This is a genomic window from Plantactinospora soyae (assembly GCF_014874095.1).
GTDB classification, from domain to species: Bacteria; Actinomycetota; Actinomycetes; order Mycobacteriales; family Micromonosporaceae; genus Plantactinospora; species Plantactinospora soyae.
On the sequence record NZ_JADBEB010000001.1, the window covers coordinates 1 to 14574 of the forward strand.

The 14574-nt window shown below is 63.0% G+C and carries 9 protein-coding genes, 2 tRNA genes and 3 rRNA genes; 5 read left to right on the forward strand and 9 right to left on the reverse strand.

Annotated features, from left to right (window positions below):
- The 3 genes from rrf to H4W31_RS00015 all read right to left on the reverse strand — a co-directional run.
- A 5S ribosomal RNA gene (gene rrf / locus H4W31_RS00005) occupies positions 1–104 on the reverse strand; the annotation flags it as partial.
- A 94-nt stretch (positions 105–198) separates the two neighbouring features.
- Positions 199–3309, reverse strand: a 23S ribosomal RNA gene (locus tag H4W31_RS00010).
- 363 nt (positions 3310–3672) lie between these two features.
- Positions 3673–5190: ribosomal RNA gene (locus H4W31_RS00015) — 16S ribosomal RNA — on the reverse strand.
- Between the two features lie 602 nt (positions 5191–5792).
- On the opposite strand from H4W31_RS00015, the gene H4W31_RS00020 reads away from it, so the two are divergent.
- The gene (locus H4W31_RS00020; protein ID WP_192764737.1) at positions 5793–6014 is read left to right on the forward strand and encodes a hypothetical protein; all 222 of its coding nucleotides are present in this window, start codon (positions 5793–5795) and stop codon (positions 6012–6014) included.
- Between the two features lie 39 nt (positions 6015–6053).
- Here the strand turns inward: H4W31_RS00020 and H4W31_RS00025 are convergent, their stop codons facing one another.
- From H4W31_RS00025 to H4W31_RS00050, 6 genes are all read right to left on the reverse strand, one after another.
- On the reverse strand, positions 6054–6848 hold the full coding sequence (locus H4W31_RS00025) for a carbon-nitrogen hydrolase family protein (protein WP_192764738.1): 795 nt from the start codon (positions 6846–6848) through the stop codon (positions 6054–6056).
- Positions 6849–7000: 152 nt separating this feature from the next.
- Positions 7001–8293 (reverse strand): ATP-dependent Clp protease ATP-binding subunit ClpX, encoded by a 1293-nt coding sequence (gene clpX, locus H4W31_RS00030; RefSeq protein WP_192764739.1) that lies wholly within the window; start codon positions 8291–8293, stop codon positions 7001–7003.
- Positions 8294–8507: 214 nt separating this feature from the next.
- The gene (locus H4W31_RS00035) at positions 8508–9173 is read right to left on the reverse strand and encodes an ATP-dependent Clp protease proteolytic subunit (protein WP_192764740.1); all 666 of its coding nucleotides are present in this window, start codon (positions 9171–9173) and stop codon (positions 8508–8510) included.
- Between the two features lie 11 nt (positions 9174–9184).
- The gene (locus H4W31_RS00040; protein ID WP_404825549.1) at positions 9185–9826 is read right to left on the reverse strand and encodes an ATP-dependent Clp protease proteolytic subunit; all 642 of its coding nucleotides are present in this window, start codon (positions 9824–9826) and stop codon (positions 9185–9187) included.
- Between the two features lie 183 nt (positions 9827–10009).
- Positions 10010–11374, reverse strand: a complete 1365-nt coding sequence (gene tig, locus H4W31_RS00045; RefSeq protein ID WP_192764742.1) for a trigger factor — start codon at positions 11372–11374, stop codon at positions 10010–10012.
- Between the two features lie 127 nt (positions 11375–11501).
- Positions 11502–11575, reverse strand: a tRNA-Pro gene (locus H4W31_RS00050).
- A gap of 251 nt (positions 11576–11826) precedes the next feature.
- On the opposite strand from H4W31_RS00050, the gene H4W31_RS00055 reads away from it, so the two are divergent.
- The 4 genes from H4W31_RS00055 (at position 11827) to H4W31_RS00070 (ending at position 14535) form a co-directional block, all read left to right on the forward strand.
- Positions 11827–11900: transfer RNA gene (locus H4W31_RS00055), tRNA-Gly, on the forward strand.
- A 222-nt stretch (positions 11901–12122) separates the two neighbouring features.
- Positions 12123–12572, forward strand: coding sequence for a hypothetical protein (locus tag H4W31_RS00060; protein ID WP_192764743.1), 450 nt, complete (start codon positions 12123–12125; stop codon positions 12570–12572).
- A gap of 777 nt (positions 12573–13349) precedes the next feature.
- Entirely contained in the window at positions 13350–13880 is a 531-nt protein-coding gene (locus tag H4W31_RS00065; RefSeq protein ID WP_192764744.1) for a helix-turn-helix domain-containing protein, read from the forward strand.
- A 4-nt stretch (positions 13881–13884) separates the two neighbouring features.
- Positions 13885–14535, forward strand: a complete 651-nt coding sequence (locus tag H4W31_RS00070; protein ID WP_192764745.1) for a PIN domain-containing protein — start codon at positions 13885–13887, stop codon at positions 14533–14535.
- The last annotated feature ends 39 nt before the right edge of the window (positions 14536–14574 follow it).

Here is a 14574-nt window from a genome sequence, read left to right on the forward strand (position 1 = left end):
CTACTCTCCCACACCCTCCCGAGTGCAGTACCATCAGCGCTGGAGGGCTTAGCTTCCGGGTTCGGAATGTTACCGGGCGTTTCCCCTCCGCCATAACCGCCGTAACTCTATCAACAAATCAAACAACACCACCCAAAACACATTTGGGGGTCTGTTGTTCGTTTGCTGTGAATCACACAGTGGACGCGTAGCAGCTTTGTAGTCAAGTCCTCGGCCTATTAGTACCGGTCAACTGAACCAGTTACCTGGCTTACATTTCCGGCCTATCAACCCAGTCGTCTACCTGGGGGCCTTACCCCCTTTACAGGGGTGGGATACCTCATCTTGAAGCAGGCTTCCCGCTTAGATGCTTTCAGCGGTTATCCCTTCCGAACGTAGCCAACCAGCCATGCCCCTGGCGGGACAACTGGCACACCAGAGGTTCGTCCGTCCCGGTCCTCTCGTACTAGGGACAGCCCTTCTCAAGTATCCTACGCGCACGGCGGATAGGGACCGAACTGTCTCACGACGTTCTAAACCCAGCTCGCGTACCGCTTTAATGGGCGAACAGCCCAACCCTTGGGACCTGCTACAGCCCCAGGATGCGACGAGCCGACATCGAGGTGCCAAACCATCCCGTCGATATGGACTCTTGGGGAAGATCAGCCTGTTATCCCCGGGGTACCTTTTATCCGTTGAGCGACACCGCTTCCACACGCAAGTGCCGGATCACTAGTCCCGACTTTCGTCCCTGCTCGACCCGTCAGTCTCACAGTCAAGCTCCCTTATACACTTACACTCAACACCTGATTGCCAACCAGGCTGAGGGAACCTTTGGGCGCCTCCGTTACATTTTAGGAGGCAACCGCCCCAGTTAAACTACCCACCAGACACTGTCCCTGAACCCGATAAGGGCCCGAAGTTAGATACCCAAACCAACCAGAGTGGTATTTCAAGATTGCCTCCACCCATACTGGCGTATGGACTTCACCGGCTCCCACCTATCCTACACAAGCTAATTCAAGTACCAATGTCAAGCTATAGTAAAGGTCCCGGGGTCTTTCCGTCCTGCCGCGCGTAACGAGCATCTTTACTCGTACTGCAATTTCGCCGGGCCTGTGGTTGAGACAGTGGGGAAGTCGTTACGCCATTCGTGCAGGTCGGAACTTACCCGACAAGGAATTTCGCTACCTTAGGATGGTTATAGTTACCACCGCCGTTTACTGGCGCTTAAGTTCTCAGCTTCGCCCCGAAAGACTAACCGGTCCCCTTAACGTTCCAGCACCGGGCAGGCGTCAGTCCATATACATCGAATTACTTCTTCGCATGGACCTGTGTTTTTAGTAAACAGTCGCTTCCCCCTGCTCTCTGCGGCCATACAACGCTCCAGGAGCAAGTCCCTTCACGTCTCCGGCCCCCCTTCTCCCTAAGTTACGGGGGCAATTTGCCGAGTTCCTTAACCACAGTTCACCCGATCGCCTCGGTATTCTCTACCTGACCACCTGTGTCGGTTTGGGGTACGGGCCGCTCGGAACTCGCTAGAGGCTTTTCTCGGCAGCATAGGATCACTGACTTCACCTGAATCGGCTCGGCATCACGTCTCAGCCTTAATGCACCACGGATTTGCCTATGGTACGGCCTACACGCTTACCCCGGCACAACCACCGGCCGGGCTCAGCTACCTTCCTGCGTCACCCCATCGCTTGACTACTACCCGCCAGGTTCCCACGCTCCCCCAGATCAGTCCGAAGACCTCACCAAGATCGGGTGGTTAGCACAACAAGGTTCATCACGGGCGCTCCTACACGGGTACGGGAATATCAACCCGTTGTCCATCGACTACGCCTCTCGGCCTCGCCTTAGGTCCCGACTCACCCAGGGCGGATTAACCTGGCCCTGGAACCCTTGGTCATCCGGCGGAAGGGTTTCTCACCCTTCTTTCGCTACTCATGCCTGCATTCTCACTCGTGCCGCGTCCACAACTAGGTCACCCTGCTGCTTCACTCGCGGCACGACGCTCCCCTACCCATCCACACACCTGCACACAACCCCAAAGAGTCATGCGAAGTTAAAATGTGAATGCCACAGCTTCGGCGGTGTACTTGAGCCCCGCTACATTGTCGGCGCGGAACCACTTGACCAGTGAGCTATTACGCACTCTTTAAAGGGTGGCTGCTTCTAAGCCAACCTCCTGGTTGTCTGTGCGACCCCACATCCTTTTCCACTTAGCACACGCTTAGGGGCCTTAGCTGGTGATCTGGGCTGTTTCCCTCTCGACTACGAAGCTTATCCCCCGCAGTCTCACTGCCGCGCTCTCACTTACCGGCATTCGGAGTTTGGCTGATTTCAGTAACCTTGTAGGGCCCCTAGACCATCCAGTGCTCTACCTCCGGCAAGAAACACGCGACGCTGCACCTAAATGCATTTCGGGGAGAACCAGCTATCACGGAGTTTGATTGGCCTTTCACCCCTAACCACAGGTCATCCCCCAACTTTTCAACGTTGGTGGGTTCGGCCCTCCACGCGGTCTTACCCGCGCTTCAGCCTGCCCATGGCTAGATCACTCCGCTTCGGGTCTAGAACACGCGACTACACGCCCTATTAAGACTCGCTTTCGCTACGGCTACCCCACACGGGTTAACCTCGCCACGTGCCACTAACTCGCAGGCTCATTCTTCAAAAGGCACGCCGTCACCCCTAAAGGCTCCGACGGATTGTAGGCGAACGGTTTCAGGTACTATTTCACTCCCCTCCCGGGGTACTTTTCACCATTCCCTCACGGTACTCGTCCGCTATCGGTCACTAGGAAGTATTTAGGCTTACCAGGTGGTCCTGGCAGATTCACGGCAGATTACAGGAGTCCGCCGCTACTCGGGAACACCCACAAAAGAGACCAGCCACTTTCACCTACCGGACTCTCACCGTCTACGGTTGGCTTTTCCACACCATTCGACTAGCAACTGGTTTTATAACTCTCCACACAAGTGTCAGCTCATGTCATGAGGTCCCACAACCCCGACCACGCAACCCCTGACAGGTATCACACGCAACCGGTTTAGCCTCAATCCGCTTTCGCTCGCCACTACTCACGGAATCACTGTTGTTTTCTCTTCCTGCGGGTACTGAGATGTTTCACTTCCCCGCGTTCCCTCCACACACCCTATGAATTCAGGTGCGGGTGACACCACATGACTGATGCCGGGTTACCCCATTCGGACACCCTGGGATCACAGCTTGGTTGACAGCTCCCCCAGGCCTATCGCGGCCTCCCACGTCCTTCATCGGCTCCTAGTGCCAAGGCATCCACCGTTCGCCCTTGACAACTTGACCACAAAGATGCTCGCGTCCACTGTGTAATTCTCAACAAACGACCAACCCACAACCCACAGCCCCACACCAACAACCCCACAAGGGATCCGGTATGTGAGACCAGGCCATGCCTGGCAACCCAAGACAACAACCCCGCCCTCACGAAGAGGACCACGGTTTGTTCCCTCAGGACCCAACAGGATGCTCTACATTCGCCAACCAGCCGCACCCCCACCACCCTCCACACCCCCGAAAGGGTTGTACTAGTGGAAAGAAGGCCGTTGCCGGTAACAAACTCGCCAGTGTCTCCGCCATTGAGCACCCCGACCCGACATACGCGGACCGTGGGCTCCTACCCGACCTTCGCCGAGAGGTGCTCCTTAGAAAGGAGGTGATCCAGCCGCACCTTCCGGTACGGCTACCTTGTTACGACTTCGTCCCAATCGCCAGCCCCACCTTCGACCACTCCCTCCGGAAAACCGGTTAGGCCATGGGCTTCGGGTGTTGCCGACTTTCGTGACGTGACGGGCGGTGTGTACAAGGCCCGGGAACGTATTCACCGCAGCGTTGCTGATCTGCGATTACTAGCGACTCCGACTTCACGGGGTCGAGTTGCAGACCCCGATCCGAACTGAGACCGGCTTTTTGGGATTCGCTCCACCTCACGGTATCGCAGCCCATTGTACCGGCCATTGTAGCATGCGTGAAGCCCTGGACATAAGGGGCATGATGACTTGACGTCATCCCCACCTTCCTCCGAGTTGACCCCGGCAGTCTTCGATGAGTCCCCGCCATAACGCGCTGGCAACATCGAACAAGGGTTGCGCTCGTTGCGGGACTTAACCCAACATCTCACGACACGAGCTGACGACAGCCATGCACCACCTGTGACCGCCCCCGAAGGACCCCACATCTCTGCAGGTTTTGCGGCCATGTCAAACCCAGGTAAGGTTCTTCGCGTTGCATCGAATTAATCCGCATGCTCCGCCGCTTGTGCGGGCCCCCGTCAATTCCTTTGAGTTTTAGCCTTGCGGCCGTACTCCCCAGGCGGGGCGCTTAATGCGTTAGCTGCGGCACAGAGAACCGGAGAGGTCCCCCACACCTAGCGCCCAACGTTTACAGCGTGGACTACCAGGGTATCTAATCCTGTTCGCTCCCCACGCTTTCGCTCCTCAGCGTCAATATCGGCCCAGAGACCCGCCTTCGCCACCGGTGTTCCTCCTGATATCTGCGCATTTCACCGCTACACCAGGAATTCCAGTCTCCCCTACCGAATTCTAGCCTGCCCGTATCGGCTGCAAGCCCACAGTTGAGCTGTGGGTTTTCACAGTCGACGCGACAAGCCGCCTACGAGCTCTTTACGCCCAATAAATCCGGACAACGCTCGCGCCCTACGTCTTACCGCGGCTGCTGGCACGTAGTTGGCCGGCGCTTCTTCTGCAGGTACCGTCACTTTCGCTTCGTCCCTGCTGAAAGAGGTTTACAACCCGAAGGCCGTCATCCCTCACGCGGCGTCGCTGCATCAGGCTTCCGCCCATTGTGCAATATTCCCCACTGCTGCCTCCCGTAGGAGTCTGGGCCGTGTCTCAGTCCCAGTGTGGCCGGTCGCCCTCTCAGGCCGGCTACCCGTCGTCGCCTTGGTAGGCCATCACCCCACCAACAAGCTGATAGGCCGCGAGCCCATCCCAAGCCGAAAAACTTTCCACCCTCGGTCATGCGACCAAAAGTCATATTCGGTATTAGCCCCGGTTTCCCGGGGTTATCCCAAAGCCTGGGGCAGGTTACTCACGTGTTACTCACCCGTTCGCCGCTCGAGTACCCCGAAGGGCCTTTCCGCTCGACTTGCATGTGTTAAGCACGCCGCCAGCGTTCGTCCTGAGCCAGGATCAAACTCTCCAACAAAAACTTGGAAAATCAACCCGGCAACAATAAAAACACTTGCTGCCAAAACAATCAAAACCATTTTGGCACTGGCTTATCAAGCACCCTGTTGAGTTCTCAAAGAACAAACACACACCGATCGCGTTCCCAAAGTTTGGGCCCGTCCTCGGGGCAACTCGCCCAATCTACCCGGTCGGTGTCGCAGTGTCAAGCCTGAACTTCAGTCTCAATCTGCTTCGCCCGAGTGTCCCCGTGCTGACGCACACCGTGATCCGGTGGTCGTTTCGTAAGGGGGAAGCCTTCAGACCGGCCGACGGCCGCTCGCGGCACATCTGCCCGGCTCCTGCCGGCTTCAGGTACTCTACCCGGTTGGTCTCGCAATCTCAACCTGAACTTCATCCGGCTGAGCGCACCACCCGTTCCCGTCCTCCGTCGGCAGTTGCCTTCGTAAGACCGGAGTGTTCGCGGCCCGGCCATCCGTCCGGGGTCCCGCTTGCAGAGAGAAAGTTACGCTGCCGGCCCGCCCGACGCAAATCGACGTCCGCCTCCTCTTCCCGTCTCGGTTACCCACCCCGCCCTGGATGTCCGTGTCAGCCCTTGCCAGCCGTGCCAGAGTGGCAACCATGGCCGCACCTAGCGACACCGACATCGTCGTGGCGCAAGACAGCATCTCGGCTCTCCTCCTACCGTTCTGGCAACTGGTGATCGGCGGGCTCGTGCTGCTGGCCGTGATCGCGTCGGTCCGACGACTGGCCCGGCGGGGCATGTCCCGGATGACCACCGGACTGCTCGTCACCGCGTCGGTGATCGTCGGACTGGCCCTGGTCGGAGTGCTGCTGCAGTAGCGGCGGCAGGAACACCGCGCGCGTACCGCCGGCGTTTGGTCAGAGCCGGCGGTTGGCCAGGCTCGGCAGCTCCGTCCGGATCTCGCGCAACCGCTCGAAATCCAGGTCGACCACGACGACACCGACGGTGTCGGGCGCCTGGCCGAGGACCGTCCCCCAAGGATCGATCACCATGCTGCGACCGAAGCAGGTACGTCCCGGGTCGTGATCACCGATCTGGCCCGCCGCCGCCACGTAACACTGGTTCTCGATCGCCCGGGCGCGCAGCAGCACCTCCCAGTGGTCACGTCCGGTGTGCATCATGAACGCGGCGGGCACCACCAGCAGTTGCGCTCCGTCGACGGCCAGCTGCCGGTACAGCTCGGGGAAGCGCAGGTCGTAGCAGATCGACAAGCCCACCGGTACGCCGTCGACGTCGACCACCACCGGTTCGGTGCCGGCGGCGACGTTCCGGGATTCCAGATAGGAGACCCGACCGGGGATCTGCACGTCGTAGAGGTGGATCTTCCGGTACGTCGCCGCGAGCGCGCCGCCCCGGTCGAAGACCAGTGACGTGTTGTAGGTGTGCTCCTCGTCCGGCCCGGTTTCGTGGAACGATCCCGCGAGCACCCACATGCCGTGCTGCCGAGCGGCCGCGCTGAAGAACTCGGCGAACTCGCCGTCCGTCGGCTCGGGCGTCGGCAGACCACGCGACGGGCCGAGGTAGTCGACGTACTCCGGAAGGATCGCGAGGTCCGCACCGGCCGCCGCGGCCCTACCGATTAGCTCGCCGGCGGCGGCCAGGTTCGCCTTCCGGTCGTCGCGGGCGTTGAGTTGGCAGACGGCGACGCGCATGCCGGAAGCCTACGGCGACCGGGTACGGGTCGCCAGGCCGTCCAACAGAGCACGATGGTGGGTGGTTGGACCCCTGGGGTGTGGACAGGGGGCCTACCGCGCCAGCAGGGCGGCGCGGCGCACTGCCTACGGTCGGTCCGTGGGCCCGGCCCTCAGGCCGACCGCTCCTCGCGCTCACGACGGGCACGGCGCCCGGTGAACTCGCGCGGCACGATCGTCGGGTTCACGTTCTCGAGGACGACACCCCGGGTGATCAGTACGCGGGCCGCGTTCGGGTTGCTCGGCACCTCGTACATCACGGAGAGGAGGACCTCTTCGAGGATGGCCCGCAGTCCACGGGCACCCGTACCACGCAACATCGCCTGGTCCGCGATCGCCTCCAGCGCGTCCGGCTCGAACTCCAGCTCGACGCCGTCGATCTCGAAGAGGCGCTGATATTGCCGGACCAGCGCGTTGCGTGGTTCGGTCAGGATCCGGACCAGCGCCTCGCGGTTCAGGCTGCGGACGTTCGTGATCACCGGCAGCCGGCCGATGAACTCGGGGATCAGGCCGAACTTGAGCATGTCCTCCGGCATGACCCGACCGAAGATGTCATCGGTGGAGCGTTCGGAGATTGACCGGAGGTGAGCGCCGAAGCCCAACCCGCCCTGGCCGGTACGCGACTCGATGATCTGGTCCAGCCCGGCGAAGGCGCCACCGCAGATGAACAGCACGTTGGTGGTGTCGATCTGGATGAACTCCTGGTGGGGGTGCTTACGACCGCCCTGCGGCGGCACGTTCGCCACCGTGCCTTCCAGGATCTTGAGCAGCGCCTGCTGCACGCCCTCGCCCGAGACGTCCCGGGTGATCGACGGGTTCTCCGACTTGCGGGCGATCTTGTCGACCTCGTCGATGTAGATGATGCCGGTCTCGGCCCGCTTGATGTCGTAGTCGGCGGCCTGGATCAGCTTCAGGAGGATGTTCTCGACGTCCTCACCGACGTAGCCGGCCTCGGTCAACGCGGTCGCGTCGGCGATGGCGAACGGCACGTTCAGCATCCGGGCCAGCGTCTGGGCCAGGTGTGTCTTGCCGCACCCGGTGGGCCCGATCAGCAGGATGTTGGACTTGGCGAGTTCCACCGCGTCGCCCGAGCCGGGCCCGCTGGCGCCCTCGGCCTGGATCCGCTTGTAGTGGTTGTAGACCGCGACCGCGAGGGCCTTCTTCGCCTGGTCCTGGCCGACCACGTACGAGTCGAGGAACTGGCAGATCTCCATCGGCTTGGGAAGTTCTTCCCACTTCACCTCGCCGGACTCGGCCAACTCCTCTTCGATGATCTCGTTGCAGAGGTCTATGCACTCGTCACAGATGTAGACCCCGGGCCCCGCGATGAGCTTCTTGACCTGCTTCTGCGACTTACCACAGAAGGAGCACTTGAGTAGGTCGCCACCGTCGCCGATCCGTGCCACCTACGTTCTCCCTGCGCTCATCGGCCAGCCTTGAAGAGGCAACTGGCCTGCGGACGGTACACCCCGTCGGTCTTTCGTGCCGGCCGGTCGCGGCCGGCGGTGTGCGGTGCAGAACCGACGTTACTCGCTGCGCGAGGTTTCTCCGACCCCCAAAACGGGTGTGTCAGAGGCCGGCCGCCGTATCACCGCCCGGCCGGCCTCCGACCCGAGTCGATCAGCTCGAGGCGTTGGCCGCGAGAAGACCCTTCTTTCGGCTGGTCAGGATGGTGTCGACCAGCCCGTACTCCCGCGACTCCTCGGCCGTCATGAACTTGTCACGATCGATATCACGACGGACCCGCTCAACCGGCTGGTTGGAGTGTCGGGAGAGCATCTCCTCCAGCTGCGTACGCATCCGCAGGATCTCCCGGGCCTGGATCTCGATGTCCGAGCCCTGCCCGTAGCCGCCCTCGGTGGCCGGCTGGTGGATGATGATCCGCGAGTTCGGCAGCGCCATCCGCTTGCCGGGCGTACCGGCGGCGAGCAGCACCGCGGCGGCACTGGCCGCCTGCCCGAGGCAGACCGTCTGGATGTCCGGCCGGACGTACTGCATGGTGTCGTAGATCGCCGTCATGGCGGTGAACGAACCACCGGGCGAGTTGATGTACATGATGATGTCGCGGTCCGGGTCGGTGCCCTCCAGGGTCAGCAGCTGGGCCATCACGTCGTTGGCCGACGCGTCGTCCACCTGGACCCCGAGGAAGATGATCCGGTCCTCGAAGAGCTTGTTGTAGGGGTTCGACTCCTTCACGCCGTACGACGTGCGCTCGACGAAGGAGGGCAGGACGTACCGGTTGTGCACCGGTTCGAAGCCGCCGGACAGCAGGTTCGGGTCAGTCATCGTCAAGCTCCTCAGCTCAGGGTCCCGGCGCCTTCCGGAACCTGGGTGGCTCCGGAGATCACCTTGTCGATGAAGCCGTAGTCCTTGGCCTCGGTCGCGGTGAACCAGCGGTCACGGTCGGAGTCCGACTCGATCTGTGCCTGCTCCTGGCCGGTGTGGTGGGAAACCCGCTCCTGGAACATCCGCTTGGTGTAGAGCATCTGCTCGGCCTGGATGGCGATGTCGGACGCCGTACCGCCCATGCCACCGGACGGCTGGTGCATCATGATCCGCGCGTGCGGCAGGGCGTACCGCTTGCCCTTGGTGCCGGCGCAGAGCAGCAGCTGGCCCATTGAGGCGGCCATGCCCATGGCGACGGTCGAGACGTCGTTGTCGATGAACTGCATGGTGTCGTAGATCGCCATGCCGGAGTAGACCGAGCCACCCGGCGAGTTGATCCACAGGTTGATGTCGCGCTCCGGGTCCTCCGCGGCGAGCAGCAGCAGTTGGGCGCAGATGCGGTTGGCGACCTGGTCCGTCACCTCGCTGCCCAGGAAGATGATCCGCTCTTTGAGCAGCCGGTTGTAGACCGAGTCGTCGAGGTTGCCAATTGCGTCCCCACCGCGGGCTTCGATCACCCGCAGGGGCATAGCTGAGAAGTCTGAACCAGTCATGGCAGCCCTTCGCTCTCCGTGCCGTCTTACGCCCGACACTAACCGCTGACCGGGGTCGTAACGCCCCTGTCCGGGCACTGTTCGCTATCAGCGCAGTTGCCGCCGGAGACGTACGCCCAGGGGTTTTGTCCGGTCGGGCCCGGCCCGGGAAGGCCCGGGCCCGGCGGTCGACCCCCGCGCGGCTCAGTGCTCGTGATCGTGGTCGTGTTCGTGGTCGTGCTCTTCACCGCTCGCGGCGCGGAGCTCCTCCAGGTTGACCGGATTGCCCGCCGAGTCGGAGATCTTGATGCGCTCCATCACCATCGCCAGCGCCTTGCCCCGGCGGACGTCGCCGAAGACGGCTCCGGCCGCGCCGGAGCGGACCAGCTGGTCGTAGTACTGCTGCGGGGCCAGCCCGGCACGCTGCGCGCGGTGCACGATCTCGTGACCGAACTCGTCGTCGGAGACCTGCACCTCCTCGGCGTCGGCCAGGGTGTCCAGCAGCAGCTGGATCTTGACGCCCTCGGTGGCCGCCTCGGTCAGCTCGGCGTCGATCTGCTCCTCGGTCTTCTCCTCGGAGGTGAGGTACTCCTCCAGGGAGGCGCCGATCCGCTCCAGCTGGTCGACCATCGCCTGCTTGCGGTGCTCGACCTCCTCGCGGACGACCCCCTCCGGGGCCGGTACGTCGGCGGCGGCGACCATCTGCTCCAGGGCGCGGTCCCGGGCGGCGTAGATCTGCTCGACCTTCTTCGACTTGCTGACCCGCTCGCGGACGTCGCCGCGAAGCTCCTCGAGGGTGTCGAACTCGCTCGCCAACTGCGCGAACTCGTCGTCGAGGGCAGGAAGTTCCTTCTCCTTGACGGTGCGGACCGTCACCGCGACCTCGGCGTCCCGGCCGGCGAAGTCGCCGCCCACGAGCTGCGTCACGAAGGTCTTCGACTCGCCGGCCGAGACGCCGACCAGGACCTCGTCCAGGCCGGGCAGGAGCTGCTTGCTGCCGACCTCGTGCGAGATGTTGGTCGCCGAGCCGCCCGGCACCTCCTCGCCGTCGACGGTCGCCGCCAGGTCGATCTGGACGTAGTCGCCGTCCTGGGCGGGCCGCTCGACCGTCTTGAGCGTGGCGAACCGCTCCCGCAGACTACCGACCTGCTGGTCGATCTCGGTCTCGTCGATCTGCAGCTCGTCGACGGTCACCTCGACGGTGGAGAGGTCGGGCAGCGCGATCTCCGGGCGGACGTCGACCTCGGCGGTGAACTTCAGCGAGTCGCCGTCGTTGAACTCGGTAATCTCGACCTCGGGCCGGCCCAACGTCTTCACGTCGTGCTCGCGGACCGCAGCGAGAATGTTGTCCGGGATCGCGTCCTGGACGGCCTCGTTGAGTACCGTGCCCCGGCCGACCCGCTGGTCGATCACCGACGCCGGTACCTTGCCGCGCCGGAAGCCCGGCACAGTGACCTGCGAGCCGATCTCCCGGTACGCCTTCTTGAGGCTCGGCTCGAGCTCGACGAACGGCACCTCGATGGCGAGCCGCACGCGCGTCGGGCTCAGAGTCTCGACGGTGCTCTTCACAGGCGTACTCCTTGACGGATCTCGATCTTTATTCATGGGCCGGATTCAGCCCATCGAGTGTAGGCGAGCCGGCATGACTGTCCGGCGGCGCGGGGCAACACGAGCGCCCCGCGGCGGCGGACGACAGTCGGGGTGGCGGGATTTGAACCCACGGCCCCTCGCTCCCAAAGCGAGTGCGCTACCAAGCTGCGCCACACCCCGTGGCGTGAAAGAGTGTATGCCGTCCCCTCGGGGTCCCGCCCGCCCGGTCTCCGCACGCCGCCGCCGTGTCGTCCGAATCAAGCTTGATCTTGGCGTACGAGGACAGCTGATCTTGCGGTATCGGAGGGTGCTCCGGGCCCGGCGTCGTTGCTGGGCGGGGTGGCTGCTGGACCGCTCGACGGGGTGCCGGTACCCAGTCGACGGGGCGACGCGTTAGGCTGTCGGTCGCGTCGCGGGAGACCGGGACGAGCGCGGGCGTAGCTCAATGGCAGAGCTTCAGTCTTCCAAACTGACGGTGCGAGTTCGATTCTCGTCGCCCGCTCCAAGTGTTCCGGCCCAGGTCAGCGGTAGTTTCGCCGAGCCTGGGTCGTTCTGTTTCCAGCTCTCTTGATCATGCATGCCATTCGCGTGCCAGTAGTGCGCTTCGTGCCGTCCGGCGCGGCTCCAGGCGACAAGTTGGTGAAGTCATCCGCGCTTGCCGGCACCCGCTGCTAGCAGGCGGGGTGACCCGAAGCCGGGACGGTGTCTGAGGGTATTTTGCGCTTCAATGGCTCTCATCTTCATCGCGCTTGTGCTGCTAGCGCTGGCCTGGCCGGTGGTGGCGGTCGGCGCCGCAGTACTCGTGATACTTGCCGTGCTCGCCCTCAGGGGCGACCAGATCATGCGGGACAGGTCAAGGGCGCTGACGCGGGCGGGATGGTTGCTCACCGTTGGGGCGGCGATGACGACGATCGCCGCCTACGGTCATGGACTAGCGGCCACCACCTTCGGGTTGATCACCGACGCCGACGACCGGTGCGCGCTGAGGCGGCCGGAGGGCTACGACTACCACCTTGGTGCCCCGGCTGGTGGATCGCACAGCATGTGGCCGCTGCATGACACCACCTGCGGCCCCGATCTGGTGCCCGGTTTCGTCAATCCCTTGGTAGCTGGATCGGCGGTGCTGTTCGTGGCGCTCGGGGTGATCATGACTGCCGTGAAGATCAGATCTCGTTAGCGTTTGCGGCCGACGACGTGCCATCAGCACGCCATTGACGAGAGCTAACCCGAGGCAAATCAGGCCAGCGAGGACCAAACCAACCAGGCCGTCCGGCAGATGTGGAGTTGCCGTGACGATCGCGAGGGTGGTCGACAGCCATCGATCTTCCAAACAGACGGTGCGAGTTCGATTCTCGTCGCCCCGCTCCATCCGTTCCGGCCCAGGTCAGCGGCATGCTCGCCGAGCCTGGGCCGTACTGTTGCCAGTTTTAGCTGTCTTTGATCTTGCGTGGCAGTGGCGCGGTTGGTGCCGTCCGCTTGGTCAGTCGTTCGGCCGGGCGCCATGGACGGGCGAGAACCAGCCCGGCCACGAGGACGGGACGCTGGGCAGATCCGGGCGGGACGCTCCGGGGCGACGCTTGGGGAGTCGGTGGTACCGGCCAAAGAGCCACAAGGCCGGCCGCGCGCATGGGCCTGGCTCGTGGCAGCCGACACAGCGGCCTTCTCCACTCAACCGGGTCTCGGGTCAAACTGATGCTCCCGGCCACCCCCAGAGGCAGCAAGGAGGCAGCGGCCGTGCCGGCTGTGTTCGACGCGTCACGGCAGCGGACGAGGTCGCAGCCGAGCTGTGAGGCGCAGGACGACACCCGATGACAGCAGACGATGCAGCGCAGCCGCGGTCGGGACGAACGGACGTGGGCAGCCACGGGCTGCAAGCAGGGCCCTCGGCCGTCCAAGTTTTGTAGACGCAAGAAACGAATGCGGTTACGATGCTTGTGACGAGGAGGCGAGCGCCATGACTGCAGCTGCTCTGAAGGAAGCCACCTACCTGCCGGAGGCTGATCAGGAGGTCGCCAAGGTCTATGACTTCTTGAAGGCTCATGAGAGGGCCGGCCTAGGGCCGGTGGAGCCGCGGTACTTCCTGGCCGGAGCCACTCCCGGCGACCGAGTCGAACTTCCGGCTGAAATCTACGGAATGCTTCGCCAGGTAGTCGAGGCTCTGCAGCAGGGGTTCGCAGTCACTGTGGCTCCTCGGACCCTGACGTTGACGACTCAGCAAGCTGCCGACCTGCTAGGAGTTAGCCGGCCTACCGTCGTCAAGCTGCTCGATGAGGGCAAAATTCCATTTGAACGAGTGGGAACCCACCGTCGGGTCCTGCTGCCCGACCTACTCGTCTACAGGGAGCAGCGCAGGGCCGAGCAGTACGCCGCGCTGGAAGCCACGTCAGTAAGTATCGACGACGAAGAAGACCTAGATGCAGTGCTGCAGCGACTGCGCGAGGCACGCCGCACAGTCGCGCGTCGCCGAAGGGGCCTGACAGAATAGAGCTGTGTTCACAGCCCTCCTCGATACCTGTGTTCTCTGGCCCAGTCTGCAGCGCGACTTCCTGCTGTCTCTTGCGATTGAGGGCATGTATCGGCCCGTGTGGAGCGCGGTCATCCTCGAAGAGTTGGAGTATGAGGAGAGGGTGAAGTGGATCGAGCGAGGCGAAGAGGACGCCCTGGCGACTAGGCGGGCACGACACCTTATCGAGCAGATGCGTCAGCACTTCGACGATGCGGAAGTCACTGGGTGGGAAGGCCTGGAGGGCACATATGGCCTTCCCGACCCTGACGATGAGCATCTGGTTGCCGCCGCGTTCGTGGGCAGCGCTGGGGCGATCATCACCCACAACATCCGAGACCTGCCCCAGAGCAAGATGCCTGCTGGGGTGCAGGTTCTCCCGCCGCAGGAGTTCGCAGCGAACACTGTTTCTCTGGATCCTGTAAGGGCTCGCGCCGCCGTCGCCGCAATAGCGAGGCGATCGGGAAGGGTAGGTCCTACCCGGACCGAAGAGGACATCATGGAAACCCTCTCGGAGCGTTACAGAATGACGTCTGCGGTAGAGGTGATGCGCCGGGCCTCGGTTGGCGCCTCGGGCCTGAGGATTACGCGGCCTCGGGACGGTGGATCGGCACGTCCCACCAGAACCCCGGGATAGCGCGCCACAGCCGAGCAGGCTGATCCCACCGATTGAAGA